The 15631-nt window shown below is 60.3% G+C and carries 17 protein-coding genes; 14 read left to right on the top strand and 3 right to left on the bottom strand.

Annotated elements, in window-relative coordinates; genetic code table 11:
- Positions 1 to 91 precede the first annotated feature (91 nt).
- The 3 genes from GCN74_RS15415 to ispH all read left to right on the top strand — a co-directional run bounded on the left by GCN74_RS15415 (position 92) and on the right by ispH (position 3487).
- Positions 92 to 1939: a LamG-like jellyroll fold domain-containing protein gene (locus GCN74_RS15415; RefSeq protein ID WP_193317102.1), complete on the top strand. Its 1848-nt coding sequence runs from the start codon at positions 92 to 94 to the stop codon at positions 1937 to 1939.
- Positions 1940 to 2073: 134 nt separating this feature from the next.
- Positions 2074 to 2529, top strand: a complete 456-nt coding sequence (locus GCN74_RS15410; RefSeq protein ID WP_070224501.1) for an FKBP-type peptidyl-prolyl cis-trans isomerase — start codon at positions 2074 to 2076, stop codon at positions 2527 to 2529.
- 10 nt (positions 2530 to 2539) lie between these two features.
- Positions 2540 to 3487, top strand: a complete 948-nt coding sequence (gene ispH, locus GCN74_RS15405; protein ID WP_152257499.1) for a 4-hydroxy-3-methylbut-2-enyl diphosphate reductase — start codon at positions 2540 to 2542, stop codon at positions 3485 to 3487.
- A 32-nt stretch (positions 3488 to 3519) separates the two neighbouring features.
- Here the strand turns inward: ispH and GCN74_RS15400 are convergent, their stop codons facing one another.
- Positions 3520 to 3786, bottom strand: coding sequence for a hypothetical protein (locus GCN74_RS15400; RefSeq protein WP_152257498.1), 267 nt, complete (start codon positions 3784 to 3786; stop codon positions 3520 to 3522).
- Between GCN74_RS15400 and GCN74_RS15395 the strand changes: the two genes are divergently transcribed.
- Genes GCN74_RS15395 through GCN74_RS15380 form a run of 4 tightly spaced genes read left to right on the top strand, consistent with a single transcriptional unit; the run spans position 3785 to position 7456 of the window.
- Complete coding sequence (locus GCN74_RS15395) at positions 3785 to 4714, top strand: branched-chain amino acid ABC transporter permease (protein WP_034785168.1); 930 nt, start codon at positions 3785 to 3787, stop codon at positions 4712 to 4714. The two genes, GCN74_RS15400 and GCN74_RS15395, sit on opposite strands and share 2 nt — an antisense overlap.
- A gap of 22 nt (positions 4715 to 4736) precedes the next feature.
- Positions 4737 to 5954: an ABC transporter permease subunit gene (locus GCN74_RS15390; RefSeq protein WP_152257497.1), complete on the top strand. Its 1218-nt coding sequence runs from the start codon at positions 4737 to 4739 to the stop codon at positions 5952 to 5954.
- Between the two features lie 12 nt (positions 5955 to 5966).
- Entirely contained in the window at positions 5967 to 6740 is a 774-nt protein-coding gene (locus tag GCN74_RS15385; RefSeq protein ID WP_152257496.1) for an ABC transporter ATP-binding protein, read from the top strand.
- Positions 6737 to 7456, top strand: a complete 720-nt coding sequence (locus GCN74_RS15380; RefSeq protein WP_152257495.1) for an ABC transporter ATP-binding protein — start codon at positions 6737 to 6739, stop codon at positions 7454 to 7456. Before GCN74_RS15385 ends, GCN74_RS15380 begins: the two co-directional genes overlap by 4 nt.
- A 132-nt stretch (positions 7457 to 7588) precedes the next feature.
- On the opposite strand, the gene GCN74_RS15375 is transcribed toward GCN74_RS15380, so the two are convergent.
- On the bottom strand, positions 7589 to 8155 hold the full coding sequence (locus tag GCN74_RS15375; protein ID WP_046685995.1) for a phasin family protein: 567 nt from the start codon (positions 8153 to 8155) through the stop codon (positions 7589 to 7591).
- Between the two features lie 349 nt (positions 8156 to 8504).
- Here GCN74_RS15375 and GCN74_RS15370 point away from each other — a divergent pair, with 349 nt between their 5' ends.
- From GCN74_RS15370 to GCN74_RS15360, 3 genes are all read left to right on the top strand, one after another.
- Positions 8505 to 9431 (top strand): DMT family transporter, encoded by a 927-nt coding sequence (locus tag GCN74_RS15370; protein WP_152257494.1) that lies wholly within the window; start codon positions 8505 to 8507, stop codon positions 9429 to 9431.
- Positions 9432 to 9471: 40 nt separating this feature from the next.
- Positions 9472 to 10191, top strand: a complete 720-nt coding sequence (locus tag GCN74_RS15365; RefSeq protein ID WP_152257493.1) for a nitroreductase — start codon at positions 9472 to 9474, stop codon at positions 10189 to 10191.
- Between the two features lie 176 nt (positions 10192 to 10367).
- On the top strand, positions 10368 to 11441 hold the full coding sequence (locus GCN74_RS15360; RefSeq protein ID WP_152257492.1) for a serine hydrolase: 1074 nt from the start codon (positions 10368 to 10370) through the stop codon (positions 11439 to 11441).
- A gap of 153 nt (positions 11442 to 11594) precedes the next feature.
- Here the strand turns inward: GCN74_RS15360 and GCN74_RS15355 are convergent, their stop codons facing one another.
- A complete protein-coding gene (locus GCN74_RS15355) occupies positions 11595 to 12374 on the bottom strand; it encodes an IclR family transcriptional regulator (protein WP_046685991.1) in 780 nt (259 codons plus the stop codon).
- 154 nt (positions 12375 to 12528) lie between these two features.
- Here GCN74_RS15355 and GCN74_RS15350 point away from each other — a divergent pair, with 154 nt between their 5' ends.
- The 4 genes from GCN74_RS15350 to GCN74_RS15335 all read left to right on the top strand — a co-directional run bounded on the left by GCN74_RS15350 (position 12529) and on the right by GCN74_RS15335 (position 15348).
- Positions 12529 to 12912 (top strand): diacylglycerol kinase, encoded by a 384-nt coding sequence (locus GCN74_RS15350; RefSeq protein ID WP_152257491.1) that lies wholly within the window; start codon positions 12529 to 12531, stop codon positions 12910 to 12912.
- 130 nt (positions 12913 to 13042) lie between these two features.
- Positions 13043 to 14047 (top strand): sulfate ABC transporter substrate-binding protein, encoded by a 1005-nt coding sequence (locus GCN74_RS15345; RefSeq protein ID WP_152257490.1) that lies wholly within the window; start codon positions 13043 to 13045, stop codon positions 14045 to 14047.
- Positions 14048 to 14100: 53 nt separating this feature from the next.
- On the top strand, positions 14101 to 14667 hold the full coding sequence (locus GCN74_RS15340; protein ID WP_152257552.1) for an RBBP9/YdeN family alpha/beta hydrolase: 567 nt from the start codon (positions 14101 to 14103) through the stop codon (positions 14665 to 14667).
- 42 nt (positions 14668 to 14709) lie between these two features.
- Positions 14710 to 15348 (top strand): peroxiredoxin, encoded by a 639-nt coding sequence (locus tag GCN74_RS15335; protein ID WP_034747512.1) that lies wholly within the window; start codon positions 14710 to 14712, stop codon positions 15346 to 15348.
- Positions 15349 to 15631: the final 283 nt, after the last annotated feature.

The raw sequence follows: 15631 nt of genomic DNA, 5'->3' as shown, positions 1-15631 counted from the left end.
ATTTGCCTGTCGTTGCACTTCATGCAAGTTGTAGCGGCGGGGAGTCAGGGCCCTGAACTCAATGTCTTCCACTTGTCTTACAGGAGTAGTCATGCCTTATATCAAAGTTATCAATGGAGTCATGCAGGAGTTCAACGCCGCCGGCGTCAACACGGGCAAGGTCCGCGGCATCGGCCTCAATGCGCACGCGTATATGGAACACCGCAACTGGAGCGTTACCGCGCCGCTCGATCCGGACGTGAAGAATCCCGATTACAGCACCGATTTGCCGTATCTTGCCGCCAATGGCTTCAAGTACCTCCAGGTGATGCTGGCGCCTTTCAACGGCAAGGAGGGCGGTTGGAACTGGGGCGAGGTCGTTGGCAAGCCCGATTTCACAAGCGACAACACGCTGACCGCGCTCAATATCAAGCCCGCATACTGGGCCGCGATCCAGGCGCTGCTCGATTGCGCGCTGGCCAATGGCATCGGCATCATCGCCTGCCCGTTCTGGAATCCCTACGCCGTGCCGCAACTGGTGGGCGAAGCCGGGCCTGCGGGCGCGACAAAAGACGAGCAGGCCGCCGCCGCGCGGGTCGCACTGGCCAATCCGCAGTCGAAAACACGCCGCTACATGCGTGCCTTTGCGCAGGCTTTTGCGCAGCACTACAGCAACCACGCCGGCATCGCCGCCTGGATGGCTGCGCAGGAACTGATGGGCGTGACGGGGATGAGCTTGAGCGCTTGCCGGGAAATTATCCAGGAGACGGCGCAATTGCTGCGTGATAACGATGGCCTGGCGCGCATGATTTCTTCCGGTAACGCGGGCATTGCCCATACCTGGCCCCGGCAAGGCTCTTTGCAGCAATATGTCACGGAAACCCTGCCATTGATGAATCCGGATCCGGTCGACTGCCTTTGTGAAAACCTGTTTCCGGGTAATGAATATGTGAGCAGCGCCCTGGACAACAGCGCGGATCTGCCGGCCGACTTCGTCTCGTCCTCGCTCGCTTACCTGCAAGTGATGCAGCGCGCGGCCAGGGACCTGGGCAAGCCGTATTACCTTGGCAGTTTTTGCCTGTCGGAAAAGCAGGAGCAGGCGTTGCAAGATACCGAACGGCAAGACAACTTGCACGCCTTGCTGAGCGCCATACGCCGTACGGGCGTGCAACTGGCATGCTATTGGGACTGGAACGGCGGCAAACCCATGCAAGACGACGGTCTGAACCTGGTGGAGACACCGGCCTACAGCAACGGACGCAAGGCCGTCTGGAACGCCTTGCGCGGCGACGACGCCGTCCGTCAGGCGCCGCCCACGCCTTGCTTCGGCGTCAAGAAAACCTTGCAGTTCCAGCCTGGCCTCCTGCTCACCGTGCCGTCGTCCGTGCGTTACGAGAGCGCCGATTTTTCGCTGTCGTATTGCATCCGGCAGCAGGCATTTTCCACGATGGTGGGCCGGGGCGGGGCGTTTGTCGCGCGCCAGGCGAACCTGAAAGGATGGACGCTGCTGACGCAGGATATCCAGACGTTCCTGTTCCTGCGCAACAGTGCCGGTGCGGGCTTCAATAACAATGGCCACGGCGTGAACGTGGATAGCGCCAACCGCTGGTTTCGCTGCACCTACACCGTCAAGCATGATGGTTCCATCAGCCTGTACGTCGACGATTTCCTGATGTCGCAGGGCAGCAAGATGGCGACGCCATTCGTGCAGGCCATCGGCGCGCCCCTGGTGATCGGCCGCACCGTGGATGCGCTGGAGCAGGGCGCGCCCGCCTGGCAGTTGTCGGACGTCATCCTCTACGACCGCGTGCTGACGCCCAGGGAAGTGTATGACTATGGCCAGTACGGCATCGTGCACCGGCCCGTGGGGCGCTGGAAGCTCGACGGCAACCTGGAAGACAGCTCCGGCTTCGGCAATCATGCCAGCACGGCGGGCGGGTTGACGTACGTCAACGTCTGATTCGCTGATTCGACGCCGGATGTGTTGCGCGGCCATGTTTTTTGACAAAAGCATGGCCGCGCCGAGATGGCATGGGGCGCGCTGGCTCAGGGTGGCTTACAATATCGTTTTGCACCAGTTACTTGAAAACTACTATGTCCAACGAGCAACCAGCAGTCGTCACCGAAGCGGCTTACCTCACCCTGCATTATCGTCTTGCCACTGTTGACGGTACTGACATTGTCACGACCTTCAGCGGCAATCCCGCGACCTTGATGCTGGGACAGGGCCAGCTGGCGCCGTTCCTCGAGCAGCGCTTGCTGGGTTTGCCTGAGGGCACGCACCAGACGTTCGAGCTGGCTGCCGGCGAAGGCTTCGGCGAACGCAATCCCGAGCTGGTGCAGTCCGTTTCGCGCGCCACCCTGGACGAGAATTCCGTGCCGGGCGCCGACTACAAGATCGGCGACCTGGTCGACTTCGCCGCGCCGGGCGGCGGCCGCTTTGCCGGCGTGCTGCGCGAAATGCGCGAGGACTCGGCCCTGTTCGACTTCAATCATCCGCTGGCCGGCCAGCCGCTGCGCTTTGAAGTCAAGCTCATTTCGGTGCTGTGAAGGAATAGCGATGGATAAAGAACTGTTACTGGCCCAGCCCCGCGGCTTCTGCGCTGGCGTCGACCGGGCGATCGAGATTGTCGAACGCGCCTTGCAGCAATTTGGCGCACCGATCTACGTGCGCCATGAAATCGTCCACAACGCCTACGTGGTGGCGGACTTGCGCAACAAGGGCGCCATCTTCATCGACGACCTCGATGATGTGCCTGCTGGCAATACGCTCGTGTTTTCCGCCCATGGCGTGTCGAAAGCCGTGCGCGCCGAGGCGGAATCGCGGGGCCTGAGCATTTTTGATGCCACGTGCCCGCTCGTCACCAAGGTGCACATGGAAGTGGGCAAGATGCGCCGCGAAGGCCGCGAGATCATCATGATCGGCCACGATGGCCATCCCGAGGTGGAAGGCACGATGGGCCAGGCCGACATGGGCATGCACCTGGTGGAAACGCTCGACGATGTGGCGAAACTGCAGGTTGCCAATCCGGACAGCGTGGCCTATGTTTCGCAAACAACGTTGTCAGTTGACGACACTCGCGACATTATCGAGGCCCTGAAGCAGAAATATCCGAATATCGCCGAGCCGAAAAAGGGCGACATCTGCTACGCCACCACCAACCGCCAGGAAGCCGTGAAATTCATGGCGCCGCTGGTGGAAGTGGTGATCGTCGTGGGCAGCCCGAACAGCTCGAATTCGAACCGCCTGCGCGAAGTGGCAGACAAGATGGGGACGCCTGCCTACATGGTCGACAATGCCTCGCAAATCGACCCCGCCTGGCTGGAAGGCAAGCTGCGCGTGGGTGTCACGGCCGGCGCCTCGGCGCCCGAGGTGCTGGTGCAAGCCGTCATCGACCGCTTGAAAGAGTGCGGCGTGAAGAGCGTGCGCCCGCTTGACGGCGTGCAGGAAGCCGTCACCTTCCCGATGCCGAAAGGCCTCGATGGCATCAAGCGCGACGTCGCCTGAGTCTGCATGGCAGCTGGATATCGATGAAATAGTTACCTCAAAACCGAATTTAATTCGGAAATGATCGCTTTATTCCAAGCTTGGTTTTTGCAAAAGATCGTTATGATTGCCTCAAGCTTGAATATGTTGTCGTTATGACTAAGCAAGGGTGCGCCCGTTTTTAGTGCGTGCACCATGCTGGTGAGAACGGTCCAGGGATGGCACTGCAGGAATTCTTCCTCCGGTGCCGTTTTTGTATCAGCGCCCCATGTTCTGGTGGAAGTTGTTCCCGAAAAATGCATATTTGATAGGGCAATCATGGATACATTCATCCAGCAGATCATTAACGGCTTGGTGCTGGGCAGCATGTACGCCTTAGTCGCCCTCGGTTACACGATGGTGTATGGCGTCTTGAATCTGATCAACTTCGCCCACGGCGACGTGCTCATGATCGGCGCCATGGTGGGCTTGACCATCCTCAAGCTGCTGGGCATTTATGTACCGGACTGGCCCGGCTACCTGAAACTGGCCACCGCCATCCTCGGCGCCATTCCCATCTGTATTCTGGTCAACATCATCATCGAGCGGGTCGCCTACCGCCGCCTGCGCAACGCCCCCCGCCTCGCCCCCCTGATTACCGCCATCGGCGTCTCCATCCTGCTGCAAACCTTTGCCATGATGATCTGGACGCGCAATCCCTTGCCCTTCCCGCAATTGCTGTCGACCGACCCCATCAACATAGGGGGCGCCGTGATTTCGCAAACGCAAGTGCTGCTGCTGGCCCTGGCCGCCCTGTCGATGGGGGGATTGGTGTTGCTGGTGGAAAAAACGAAAATGGGCCGCGCCATGCGCGCCACGGCGGAAAACCCCCGCGTGGCGGGACTCATGGGGGTCGATTCCGACAAGGTCATCGTGGCCACCTTTGCCATCGGCGCCGCGCTGGCGGCCGTGGCGGGCGTGATGTGGGGCGCCAACTATGCGTCCATCCAGTTTTCCATGGGCGCCATTCCCGGCCTGAAGGCATTTTGCGCGGCCGTGCTGGGCGGCATCGGCAATATCTATGGCGCCATGCTGGGCGGCATCCTGCTGGGTATTATCGAGAGCCTGGGCGCCGGCTATATCGGCGACATCACGGGCGGTTTCCTGGGCAGCCACTACCAGGATATCTTTGCCTTCGTCGTGCTGATCATCGTGCTGACCCTGCGCCCGTCCGGCATCATGGGCGAAAGAGTGGCCGACCGTGCCTGATGTGAAACTGGGAGATTAAATCATGGCACTACTCGATTTCGACGCAAAAAAGAATCCCGCCAAGGCCTACGCCGGCATGCTGGGCCTGGCCGCGCTGCTGATGGTGTTCCCGTTTTTTGCTGCGCAGTTCGGCAACTCGTGGGTACGCATCATCGACATGGCCTTGCTGTACATCATGCTGGCCCTGGGCTTGAACATCGTCGTCGGCTTTGCCGGCCTGCTCGACCTGGGCTACATCGCCTTTTATGCCGTGGGCGCCTACCTGACGGCCTTGCTGGCGTCGCCCCAGTTCGCCATCCTGCTCGAATCGGTGGTGAATCAATACCCGGTGCTGGGCGAGACCCTGGTACAACTGATGGGGCCGGAAATCCGCGAAAACGGCATCCATTTGTCGATCTGGCTCATCGTGCCGCTGGCTGCCTCTGTTGCCGGCCTGTTCGGTGCCCTGCTGGGCGCGCCCACCCTGAAACTGCGCGGCGACTACCTGGCCATCGTGACCCTGGGCTTTGGCGAGATCATCCGCATCTTCATGAACAATTTGAACGACCCGATCAATTTCACGAATGGGCCGCAAGGCATCAATTTGATCGATCCCATCCGCATCTTCGGCGTCAACCTGGCGGGCGAGGCGGGCACCAACAGCACCGTCGTGGTGGGCGGCTTTTCCATGCCGTCCGTGAACGCCTATTACTTTTTGTTCCTGTTCCTGTGCATCGCCGTCGTGTTCGTCACCAAGCGGCTCCAGCATTCGCGCCTGGGCCGCGCCTGGGTGGCCATCCGCGAAGACGAGATCGCGGCCAAGGCCATGGGCATCAACACGCGCAATGTGAAACTGCTGGCCTTTTCCATGGGCGCCTCGTTCGGCGGCGTGGCCGGCGCCATGTTTGCCTCGTTCCAGGGTTTTGTCTCGCCGGAATCGTTCTCGCTGACGGAATCGATTGCCGTGCTGGCCATGGTGGTGCTGGGCGGCATCGGGCATATCCCCGGCGTGATCCTCGGCGGCGTGATCCTTGCCTCGATACCGGAAGTGCTGCGCCATGTGGTGGAGCCGGCCCAGCAGGCGCTGTTCGGCCATGTGGTGATCGAGGCGGAAGTGCTGCGCCAGCTGCTGTACGGCCTGGCCATGGTGTTGATCATGCTCAACCGTCCTGCCGGCTTGTGGCCATCGCCGAAGCACGAAGACCGGCCCGACCACGATGTGGACCAGCCGAACAAGTCAACCGGCGTCGTGTCCGCTTAAGGGAGGGATGGCATGAGCGAACAGATCATTCTCAATATCGCCGGCGTGAACAAGCGTTTCGGCGGCTTGCAGGCGCTCACCGACGTGGGCATCACCATCCGGCAAGGCCAGATCTACGGCTTGATCGGGCCGAACGGCGCCGGCAAGACGACGTTTTTCAACGTGATCACGGGCCTGTACCAGCCCGACACGGGCACCTTCGAGCTGGCCGGCAAGCCGTATTCGCCATCCGCGCCGCACAAGGTGGCCAAGGCGGGCATCGCCCGCACCTTCCAGAACATCCGTTTATTTGGCGACATGACGGCGCTGGAAAACGTCATGGTGGGGCGCCACGTGCGCTCGCACCAGGGCGTGTTCGGCGCCATCTTCCGCCACAAGGCGGCGCGCGAGGAAGAGGCGTCCATCCGCCGGCGGGCCATGGAGCTGCTCGATTTCGTCGGGATCGCCCAGTTCGCCAACCGCACGGCGCGTTTCCTGTCGTATGGCGACCAGCGGCGCCTGGAAATCGCCCGCGCGCTGGCCACCGACCCGCAACTGCTGGCCCTCGACGAGCCGGCGGCCGGCATGAACGCGACGGAAAAGCTGGCCCTGCGCGAGTTGCTGGTGAAAATCAAGGCCGAAGGCAAGACCGTGCTGTTGATCGAGCACGACGTGAAATTGATGATGGGATTGTGCGACCGCATCACGGTGCTCGAATATGGCAAGCGCATCGCGGAAGGCTTGCCGGCCGAAATACAACAAAACCCGGCCGTCATCGAGGCTTACCTGGGGGGATCGCACGCATGAGCAATATATTGAAGGTGGCGGGCCTGCACGTGGCCTACGGCGGCATCAAGGCGGTGAAAGGCATCGATCTGGAAGTGAATGCGGGCGAGCTGATCGCCCTGATCGGCGCGAACGGCGCCGGCAAGACGACGACCTTGAAAGCCATCACGGGCACTTTGCCTGAATGCAAGGTCGAAGGCACGATCAACTACCTGGGCGAATCGCTCAAGGGCACGAAATCGTTTCACCTGGTGGAAAGGAAGCTGGCCATGGTGCCGGAAGGGCGGGGCGTGTTTACCCGCATGTCGATCCGTGAAAACCTGATGATGGGGGCTTACACGCGCGCGGATGCGAGGGGTGTCGAGGAGGATATCGCCCGCTGGTTCGACGTGTTTCCCCGCCTGAAGGAGCGGGCCGCGCAGATGGCCGGCACCCTGTCGGGCGGCGAGCAGCAGATGCTGGCCATGGCGCGGGCACTGATGAGCCATCCGAAGCTGCTGCTGCTCGACGAGCCCTCGATGGGCCTGTCGCCCATCATGGTCGAGAAAATCTTCGAGGTGATCCGCAAGGTCTCGTCCGAAGGCATCACGATCTTGCTGGTCGAACAGAATGCCCGCTTGGCCCTGCAGGCGGCGCACCGCGGCTATGTGATGGATTCCGGCCTGGTCACGATGGGCGGCAACGCGGCCGCCATGCTGGACGACCCGCGCGTGAAGGCCGCGTATCTGGGGGAGTAGGAAGGTGCGGGAAGCTTGCGGGCATAAAAAATGCCCCAGCTGGGCCGGGGCATAATGGCATCCGTCGGGGAAGTACGGGATGGACGCCTGGAGGAGCTGGTAACAGCGGCCGCCGCAGCGGCCGTTTGGTAATTACTTGGCGGCAGCGCGCGGCACGACTTTTTCAGCCGCTTGCGTGAACTGGTTCACGGCCGATGCCAGGTTCGCTTCGATGGCTTCGACGGCTTGCTTGCTGGTTTTCGAGAATTGCTCGTAGCCAGCATTGGCATTGCCGATGGCGCTTTTCAGGATGGCAACAGCGTTTTCCGAACCGGCTGGGGCATTCTTGGTGACTTCTTCCACCAGCGAAATGACTTTGCGGTTGGTTTCAGCGATTTGCGACTCAGCCGCTTTGCTGAATTCAGCTTGCGTGCCGGACGTGATGGCAGCCAGGTGGCGGCCGTAGGCGATGGCTTTTTCTGCGCTAGGCTGGGCTTGAGCAGCGCTCAGCGAGAAGAATTCTTGTGGATCTTTTGCCGACAGCAATTGCTTGGCGGCGGCGGTCGATTCTTCCAGGGTTGCCTTGGCAGCGGTCAGGTTCAGTTCGACGATCTTTTCGATGCCTTCGAAGGCCTTGCCCGTCAGCGACGAGAACAGGGCGAACTGGGCTTCCAGGTTGGCTTTGGTAGCGGACGAAAATTGCTCAGGAATTGAAAACATATAAATCTCCAAAAAATCGAAATCTGGTTAATTTGATGCTGCGTGTACCGTTTGGGAAAGCAGGTGAATCTAAATTTTTCAAGCTGAACAAGAATTGTGCAACGCAACAAACCCTATTCTACGGTTAAAAAAAACGAAGTCAAGCGATTCTTGTGCGATGCAACAATTGAATAGATTTGGGTCAAAAGCCATTGTTTCTAAAGAGAAATATTTGATTTCTGAGTGCTAATGGTTTAGCCCTAAACCATTATTTCCCCGCCTTTCAGGACGGGTGCGGCGCAGCATGCTAGACTTTGGCTCCCGCACCGGCGCACCGCCCCGGTGAGTATCCCGTTTCCGAGTCGATACCATGTCCAATCTTCCCGCCGCGGCTGGCGCCAGCGGCCAAGCCCCCAAAGCTTCTTTCCTGACCACCGTGGCGCCGATGGCCTTGCCCGCTTTCTTCGTGTTGTTATGGAGCACAGGTTTTATCGTGGCCAAGTTCGGCTTGCCATACGCGCCGCCGCTGACCTTTTTGCTGCTGCGCTTCCTGGGCGTGCTGGTCATTTTGCTGCCGCTGGTGCTGATCTTGCGCGCGCCGTGGCCCGTGGGGCAGTTCCGCCAGATCGCCGTGGCCGGCATTCTGATGCAGGCCGGCTACCTGGCCGGCGTCTGGTGCGCCATCAAGCTGGGCATGCCGGCCGGCCTCTCTGCGCTAATTGTCGGCATGCAACCCGTGCTGACGGCCTGCGCCGCACCCCTGATCGGCGAATCCGTGCGCCCGCGCCAGTGGCTGGGCCTGTTCTTTGGCTTGCTGGGCGTGGCGTTGGTGGTGTACGCGAAGATCAACCTCGTGGGACTGAGCGTGGAAAGCGTGCTGCTGTGCGTGTTTGCGCTGCTGTCGATGACGGCCGGCACCATGTATCAAAAACGCCACTGCCCGCAGTTCGACTTGCGCACGGGCACGGTGGTGCAGTTTGCGGCTTCCATCGTCGTGGTGTTGCCGTTCGCCCTGTATTACGAAGGGTTGGACTTGCATTTCAGCAATGTGCAATGGACGGCGAATTTCATCGGCGCCTTGCTGTGGTCGGTACTCGTGCTGTCCATCGGCGCCATCTTCCTGCTGTTCGCCCTGATCCGCCGCAGCGACGCGACGAAAGTGACGGGCTTGCTGTACCTGACGCCGCCCACGACGGCCGTGATGGCCTGGCTGATGTTTGGCGAAGCCTTTAATATGCTGGGCATCGCCGGCATGCTGGTGGCCGTGGTCGGCGTGGTATTCGTGGTCAAGAAATAGCGCATGACAGTCAGTCGAGAACAAGCAGGAGAGCAGGGCAGTGAACAAGCAAGCATCTGAAACACCGTCGGCGCAGCAAGCCGTCGACGCCGTCATCGTGTCGCGCCGGTCGGTGCGCGCCTTTTTGCCCACGCCGGTGGCGCAGGACGATATCGCGCGCATCCTGGAAGTGGCGGCGCGCGCGCCCTCGGGCGCCAACATGCAGCCATGGAAAGTGTACGTGCTGTCGGGCGAGGCGCGCCTGCGCCTGTCGCGCCGCATCCTGGCCGCCTACGCCGCACCCAAGGCACCCGATGCGCCCGCCCGTACGGCGTCGTATACTTATTACCCGCGCCAGTGGACGGCGCCATTCATCGAACGCCGCCGCAAGATCGGCCTGGACCTGTATCAGCTGCTGGGCCTGGAACGGGGCGATACGGCCGGCATGGCGGCCCAGCATGGACGCAATTTCCAGTTTTTCGATGCGCCCGTGGGCCTGATCTTCACCATCGAACGGGTGCTGGAACAGGGTTCCTGGCTCGATTACGGCATGTTTTTGCAAAATATCATGCTGGCGGCCCGTGCGCGGGGACTCGATACCTGCCCGCAGGCGGCTTTCATCCATTACCATGACATCATCCGCGACGAACTGGGCGTGCCGGCCAGCGAAATGGTGGTGTGCGGCATGGCCCTCGGCTTTGCCGACCCGGACAAGATCGAGAACCGCCTGAGCACGGAACGCGAGCCGCTGGCCGGCTTTGTTAAATTCATGGACAAATAGACATGCCAGCGATCGGCACAGGCAAATAGCTGGCTAAGGATGAGTTTGTTTGCTGATCGCCAACGATTTATATTCCATTGCTGCAATAAATACTGTCCTAACTGTTAAATTGGCTTGCGATTGCTCTGCATTTCGCTACACTGCAATAAGGCAACAGCTTCACGGGGAATTATCGAATGGCTAAGTTTAAACTTGCGCTGGGTGTCCTGGCTTCCCTGCTGTTTGCGCTGGCGCCGGCTGCGGCCGTGCACGCCAAGGACGCGAACGGCAAATCCTCAGCCTCCAAGAAACACAATACCAAGAAAGTCAAGGTCGTGCTGCGCAAGGGCGCGACGGCCGCGCCGCGCGAAAAGACCGTGCGCCGGGTCGTCATGGTGCGCGGCAAGCGCAAGGTCATCTATCAGAAAGTCAGCAGCGTGGCCGTGCCGATGGCAGCACCGATGCCTACCATGGGCGACCTGGCGGGCCTGAACCTCACGCGCGATCCGCTCGATCTGAAGTCCAGCGTGGCGCTGGTGCTGGACCAAGCCAATTCGGAAGTGCTGTTTGAAAAGAATTCCAATGTCGCCTTGCCCATCGCCTCCATCACCAAGATGATGACAGGCCTGGTGGTGGTCGAAGCGCATCAGGACATGGATGAGGTGCTGACGATCACGGACGAGGACGTCGACCGCGCCAAGTTCAGCAGCTCACGCCTGAAAGTGGGCGCGCAATTGACGCGCGCCAATATGCTGCACATTGCCCTGATGAGTTCGGAAAACCGCGCCGCCTCGGCCCTGGGCCGCAATTATCCGGGCGGCTTGCCCGCGTTTGTCGATGCGATGAACAGCAAGGCGCGCCAGCTGGGCATGATGGATACGCATTACGTCGATTCCAGCGGCTTGTCGAAAATGAACGTGGCCAGCGCGCGCGACCTGGGCAAGCTGGCCATGGCCGCCTTCCGCCATCCGCTGCTGCGCGAGTACTCGACGGACCCGAAAGCCATCGTGGAAGCCAGCGGGCAGCCGATGCAGTTTGGCAATACGAATCATCTGGTCGCCAATCCCGGCTGGGAGATCGGCTTGCAAAAGACGGGTTTCATCAATGAGGCGGGACGTTGCCTGATGATGCAGGCCGTCATCGAAGGACGGGCCGTGATCATGGTCTTCCTCGATTCCAAGGGCAAACAGTCGCGCACGGCCGATGCGGGACGCATGCGCAAGTGGCTGGAGGCACTCAAGCCTGCCAACATGAGCCTGCCCGGTGGTTAATGCACAAGGCTATCGTTACGACGCCTGACAAAACCGTAGCGAGCGGTAGTGATTTGTGGCTAAGAAGCGCAACCGTACTCTGTACGGGGGCGCCGAGCCGGTGAGCATCGCAGGCCGCAAAGCGCGCCGCGCAGCAGGTTTGGTCAGGCGTTCTCAGTCTTGAGGAATGAATCCCAAGGTCACGGAAATCTGGTTTGCCGTCTCCACCAGGTCCACCAGCCACTCATCCTGCAAGCGGTCGGCCGGTGCCGAGATCGACAGGCCAGCGATCAGCTTGCCCGAGTCGTCGCGGATGCCGGCGGCCATGCAGCGCACGCCCAGTTCCAGCTCTTCATTGTCGCGCGCATAGCCGCGTTCGCGCACCAGGCTCAGCTCGCGCTCGAGTTTCTGCAGATCCGTGATGGAATTCTTGTTGTGCCCGGCCAGGCCCGTGCGCGTGGCGTAGGCGCGGATGGCTTTCGGCTCGTCGACGGACAGGAACAGCTTGCCCGTCGAGGTCAGGTGCAGCGGGCCGCGCCCGCCGATGGCGCGCACCACCTGCATGCCCGAGCGCTCGGAAAAGGCGCGGTCGATGTAGACGATCTCGTCGCCCTGGCGCACGGACAGGTTGATCGTTTGCTGGGTTTTCTTGTGCAACTGGCGCATGAAGTCCAGCGCCGCTTCGCGCACGCTGAGGCGGCTTTTCACCACATTGCCCAGTTCCAGCAGGCGCATGCCCAGTCGGTAGGTGCCCGGTTCGATGCGGTCGACAAAGCGCGTCAGCACCATGTCGTTGAGAATGCGGTGCGCCGTCGAAGGGTGCAGCCCGGAAACTTTCGACAATTCCTTCAGGCTGACCGGGTCGGAATATTTGGCCAGGGCATCGAGCAGGGCGACCATGCGTTCGATCACCTGGATCGTCGTCTTCGGGGCAGCGACCGGTTCAATTTTCATGATGGATTTGGTGCAATGCAGTATTCATGCATCTTTATACCATGATGTGAAAAAATAGTGAAATGTTCCGAGATATTCAGCGAAAAAATTGTCACAATTCCTATTCCGGACCCCATAATGTGGGTATCGCACTCGCTGGACACCGTGGAAAACTATGCAACCTGTAAATGAATTCAAGAGTAAAAGTGGCTTGAAACGGATTTTCTCCGCCTTTTTCTACTCGCTCGATGGCTTGAAGGCGGCCTGGCGCCATGAACACGCATTTCGCCAGGAACTGGGCCTGTTCGTCGTCGGCACCGCGATCGCCTTGCTGCTGCGTATCTCCGCCTTCGAAAAACTGGTGCTGATCGGCGTGCTGCTGCTGGTCCTGATCGTCGAACTGATCAATTCCGCGCTGGAAGCCGTGGTCGACCGCATCTCGCTGGACCGCCACCCGCTGTCGAAAAACGCCAAGGACTTCGGCAGCGCCGCCGTGTTGCTCACCTGCATCCTGGCCTTCGCCACCTGGGCCGTCGTATTATTTAACCGTTTCTATTAACCGCTTTATCCCCGTTGCACGCCGTCCATATGCGAAAAATGTATATCAAACGGCGAAACGCTTCGTTCTCTTTGCGGCCGTTGCGCCGTAATCTGGTGGCTCTGAAAGTTCAACCACACGGGGATCTTAGATGCTGTCGAAAAAAATCATCATTGCCGCCGCCATCAGCGCGTTTGCCATTCTGCAAACAGCGCAGGCTGCCGATATCACCCTGCTCAACGTGTCGTATGACCCGACGCGCGAGCTGTACCAGGATGTGAACACGGCATTTGCCAAGGAATGGAAAGGCAAGACGGGCGACAACGTCAAGATCAAGCAATCGCACGGCGGTTCCGGCAAGCAGGCGCGCGCCGTCATCGACGGCCTGGAAGCGGACGTGGTCACCTTGGCCCTGGCCTATGACATCGATGCGCTGGCCGAGCACAAGCTGCTGGCGGCCGACTGGCAAAAGCGATTGGCGCACAACAGCTCGCCGTACACCTCGACCATCGTGTTTCTCGTGCGTAAGGGCAATCCGAAAGGCATCAAGGATTGGAACGACCTGATCAAGCCGGGCGTCTCCGTCATCACGCCGAATCCGAAAACCTCGGGCGGCGCCCGCTGGAACCATCTGGCTGCCTGGGGCTACGCGCTGCGCCAGCCGGGCGGCAATGAAGCGAAGGCCAAGGATTTCCTGGGCAAACTGTACAAGAACGTGCCCGTGCTCGATTCCGGCGCGCGCGGCGCCACCACCACCTTCGTCGAACGGGGCATCGGCGACGTGCTGATCGCCTGGGAAAACGAAGCTTACCTGGCCGTCAAGGAACTGGGCCCGACCAAGTTCGACATCATCACGCCTTCCGTCAGCATCCTGGCCGAGCCGCCCGTCGCCGTCGTCGACAAGTTTGCCGACAAGCACGGTACGCGCAAGGTGGCCGAGGCTTACCTGAACTACCTGTACACGGACGAAGCGCAAGACATCATCGCCAAGAATTACTACCGTCCGGCAACGGACAAGGCGGCGAAGAAATACGCGTCCCAATTTGCCAAGGTTAACCTGTTCACCATCGAGCAAGCGGCGGGCGGCTGGACGGCAGCACAGAAGGCGCACTTTGCCGACGGCGGCATCTTCGACCAGATCTATCAGCCGAAGTAATCTTCACCGGCAGGCGGCTACGCTTGCCGGAATCGATCACGCAAGGACACATCATGGCGCTGCGCAGCTTTTCCGATTACCGGGTATTGATCGTGCCGGGCTTGCATAACAGCGGTCCCGAGCACTGGCAAAGCCGCTGGCAGCGCCTGTATCCGCAATTCGAGCGGGTCGAGCAGGATGACTGGAACACTCCCGACCTGGCCAGCTGGTCGGCGCGCCTGGACCAGGCGCGGCGCCAGGATGCGCGCCCGACCCTGATCGTCGCCCACAGCTTCGGCTGCCTGACGACGGCGCACAGCCTGGCCCGCGACCCGCAGGGCGTGGCCGGCGTGCTGCTGGTGGGACCGGCCGATCCGGACAAGTTCGGCGTGGCGAAGGCCTTGCCGCACAAGCGCCTGCCTTGCCCCGGCATCCTGATCGCCAGCCAGACGGACCCGTGGATGACGGCCGAACACGCGGCCCAGTGGGCACGGCGCTGGAATTGCAAGTATATTGATGGCGGTGCGCTGGGCCATATCAACGCCGAGTCGCGCCTTGGCGACTGGGTCTACGGCCAGGCGCAGCTGCAAACGCTGTTTGATCTGGCGCAAAGCGACAAGCGCCACCGTCAGGCAGCCTGAGACGACGAACATCCCGCTACACAACCTTTCAAGGAGATCACGATGACTTTACGCCTGGGCGATGTCGCCCCTGATTTTGAACAAGACAGCTCGATCGGCCCGCTCAAGTTCCACGAGTGGGCTGGCAATTCCTGGGTGGTGCTGTTTTCCCACCCGGCCGACTTTACCCCCGTGTGCACGACGGAACTGGGCCTGACGGCCAAGCTCAAGCCGGAATTCGACAAGCGCAACGTGAAGGCCATCGCCCTGTCCGTGGACGCGGCCGAGTCGCACAAGAGCTGGATCAAGGATATCGAAGAGACGCAGAACACGGTGGTGGGCTTCCCCATCATCGCCGACGTCGACAAGAAAGTGTCGGTGCTGTACGACATGATCCACCCGGAGCAATCCGTCACGGCCACCGTGCGTTCCGTCTTCATCATCGACCCGAACAAGAAAGTCCGGCTGATCCTCACGTATCCGCTGAGCACGGGCCGCAACTTCAATGAAATCCTGCGCGTCATCGACGCCCTGCAACTGACGGACGGCTATACCGTGGCCACGCCCGGCAACTGGAAAGATGGCGACGACGTCATCATTCCGCTGACCGTGCAAGACCCGGACGTGATCAAGCAGAAGTATCCGAAGGGATTTACGGCCGCCAAGCCATACTTGCGCCTGACGCCGCAGCCGAACAAATAAGAGCACCGTAAGACCAGGGTCAGTTGCTTCGCAATCGGAATGCGTCCCATTGGGACGCATTCCCCCTCGGGGTCTGACCCCAGCATTTGTCTCGGGTATGAATATGTCTAAGAAGCAAAAACGCACCTGTCCGGTGCGTTTTTTTTCGCCCGTGCCATTTGCTGCCAAGTATGCAAAATCCATCTAAGCAAATGAGAAATGGTTAGTTCTTTTTATAACGATTGCATGTGAATATTGCACTCTATAACTCAAAAATGTAATAAGAAGGGGTTTCTATGTCTGC

This window comes from Janthinobacterium sp. FT14W, from assembly GCF_009208755.1.
GTDB lineage: Bacteria > Pseudomonadota > Gammaproteobacteria > Burkholderiales > Burkholderiaceae_D > Janthinobacterium > Janthinobacterium violaceinigrum.
The sequence above is the reverse complement of the archived record's forward strand: the minus strand, read 5'-3'. Positions and strand labels throughout refer to the sequence as shown.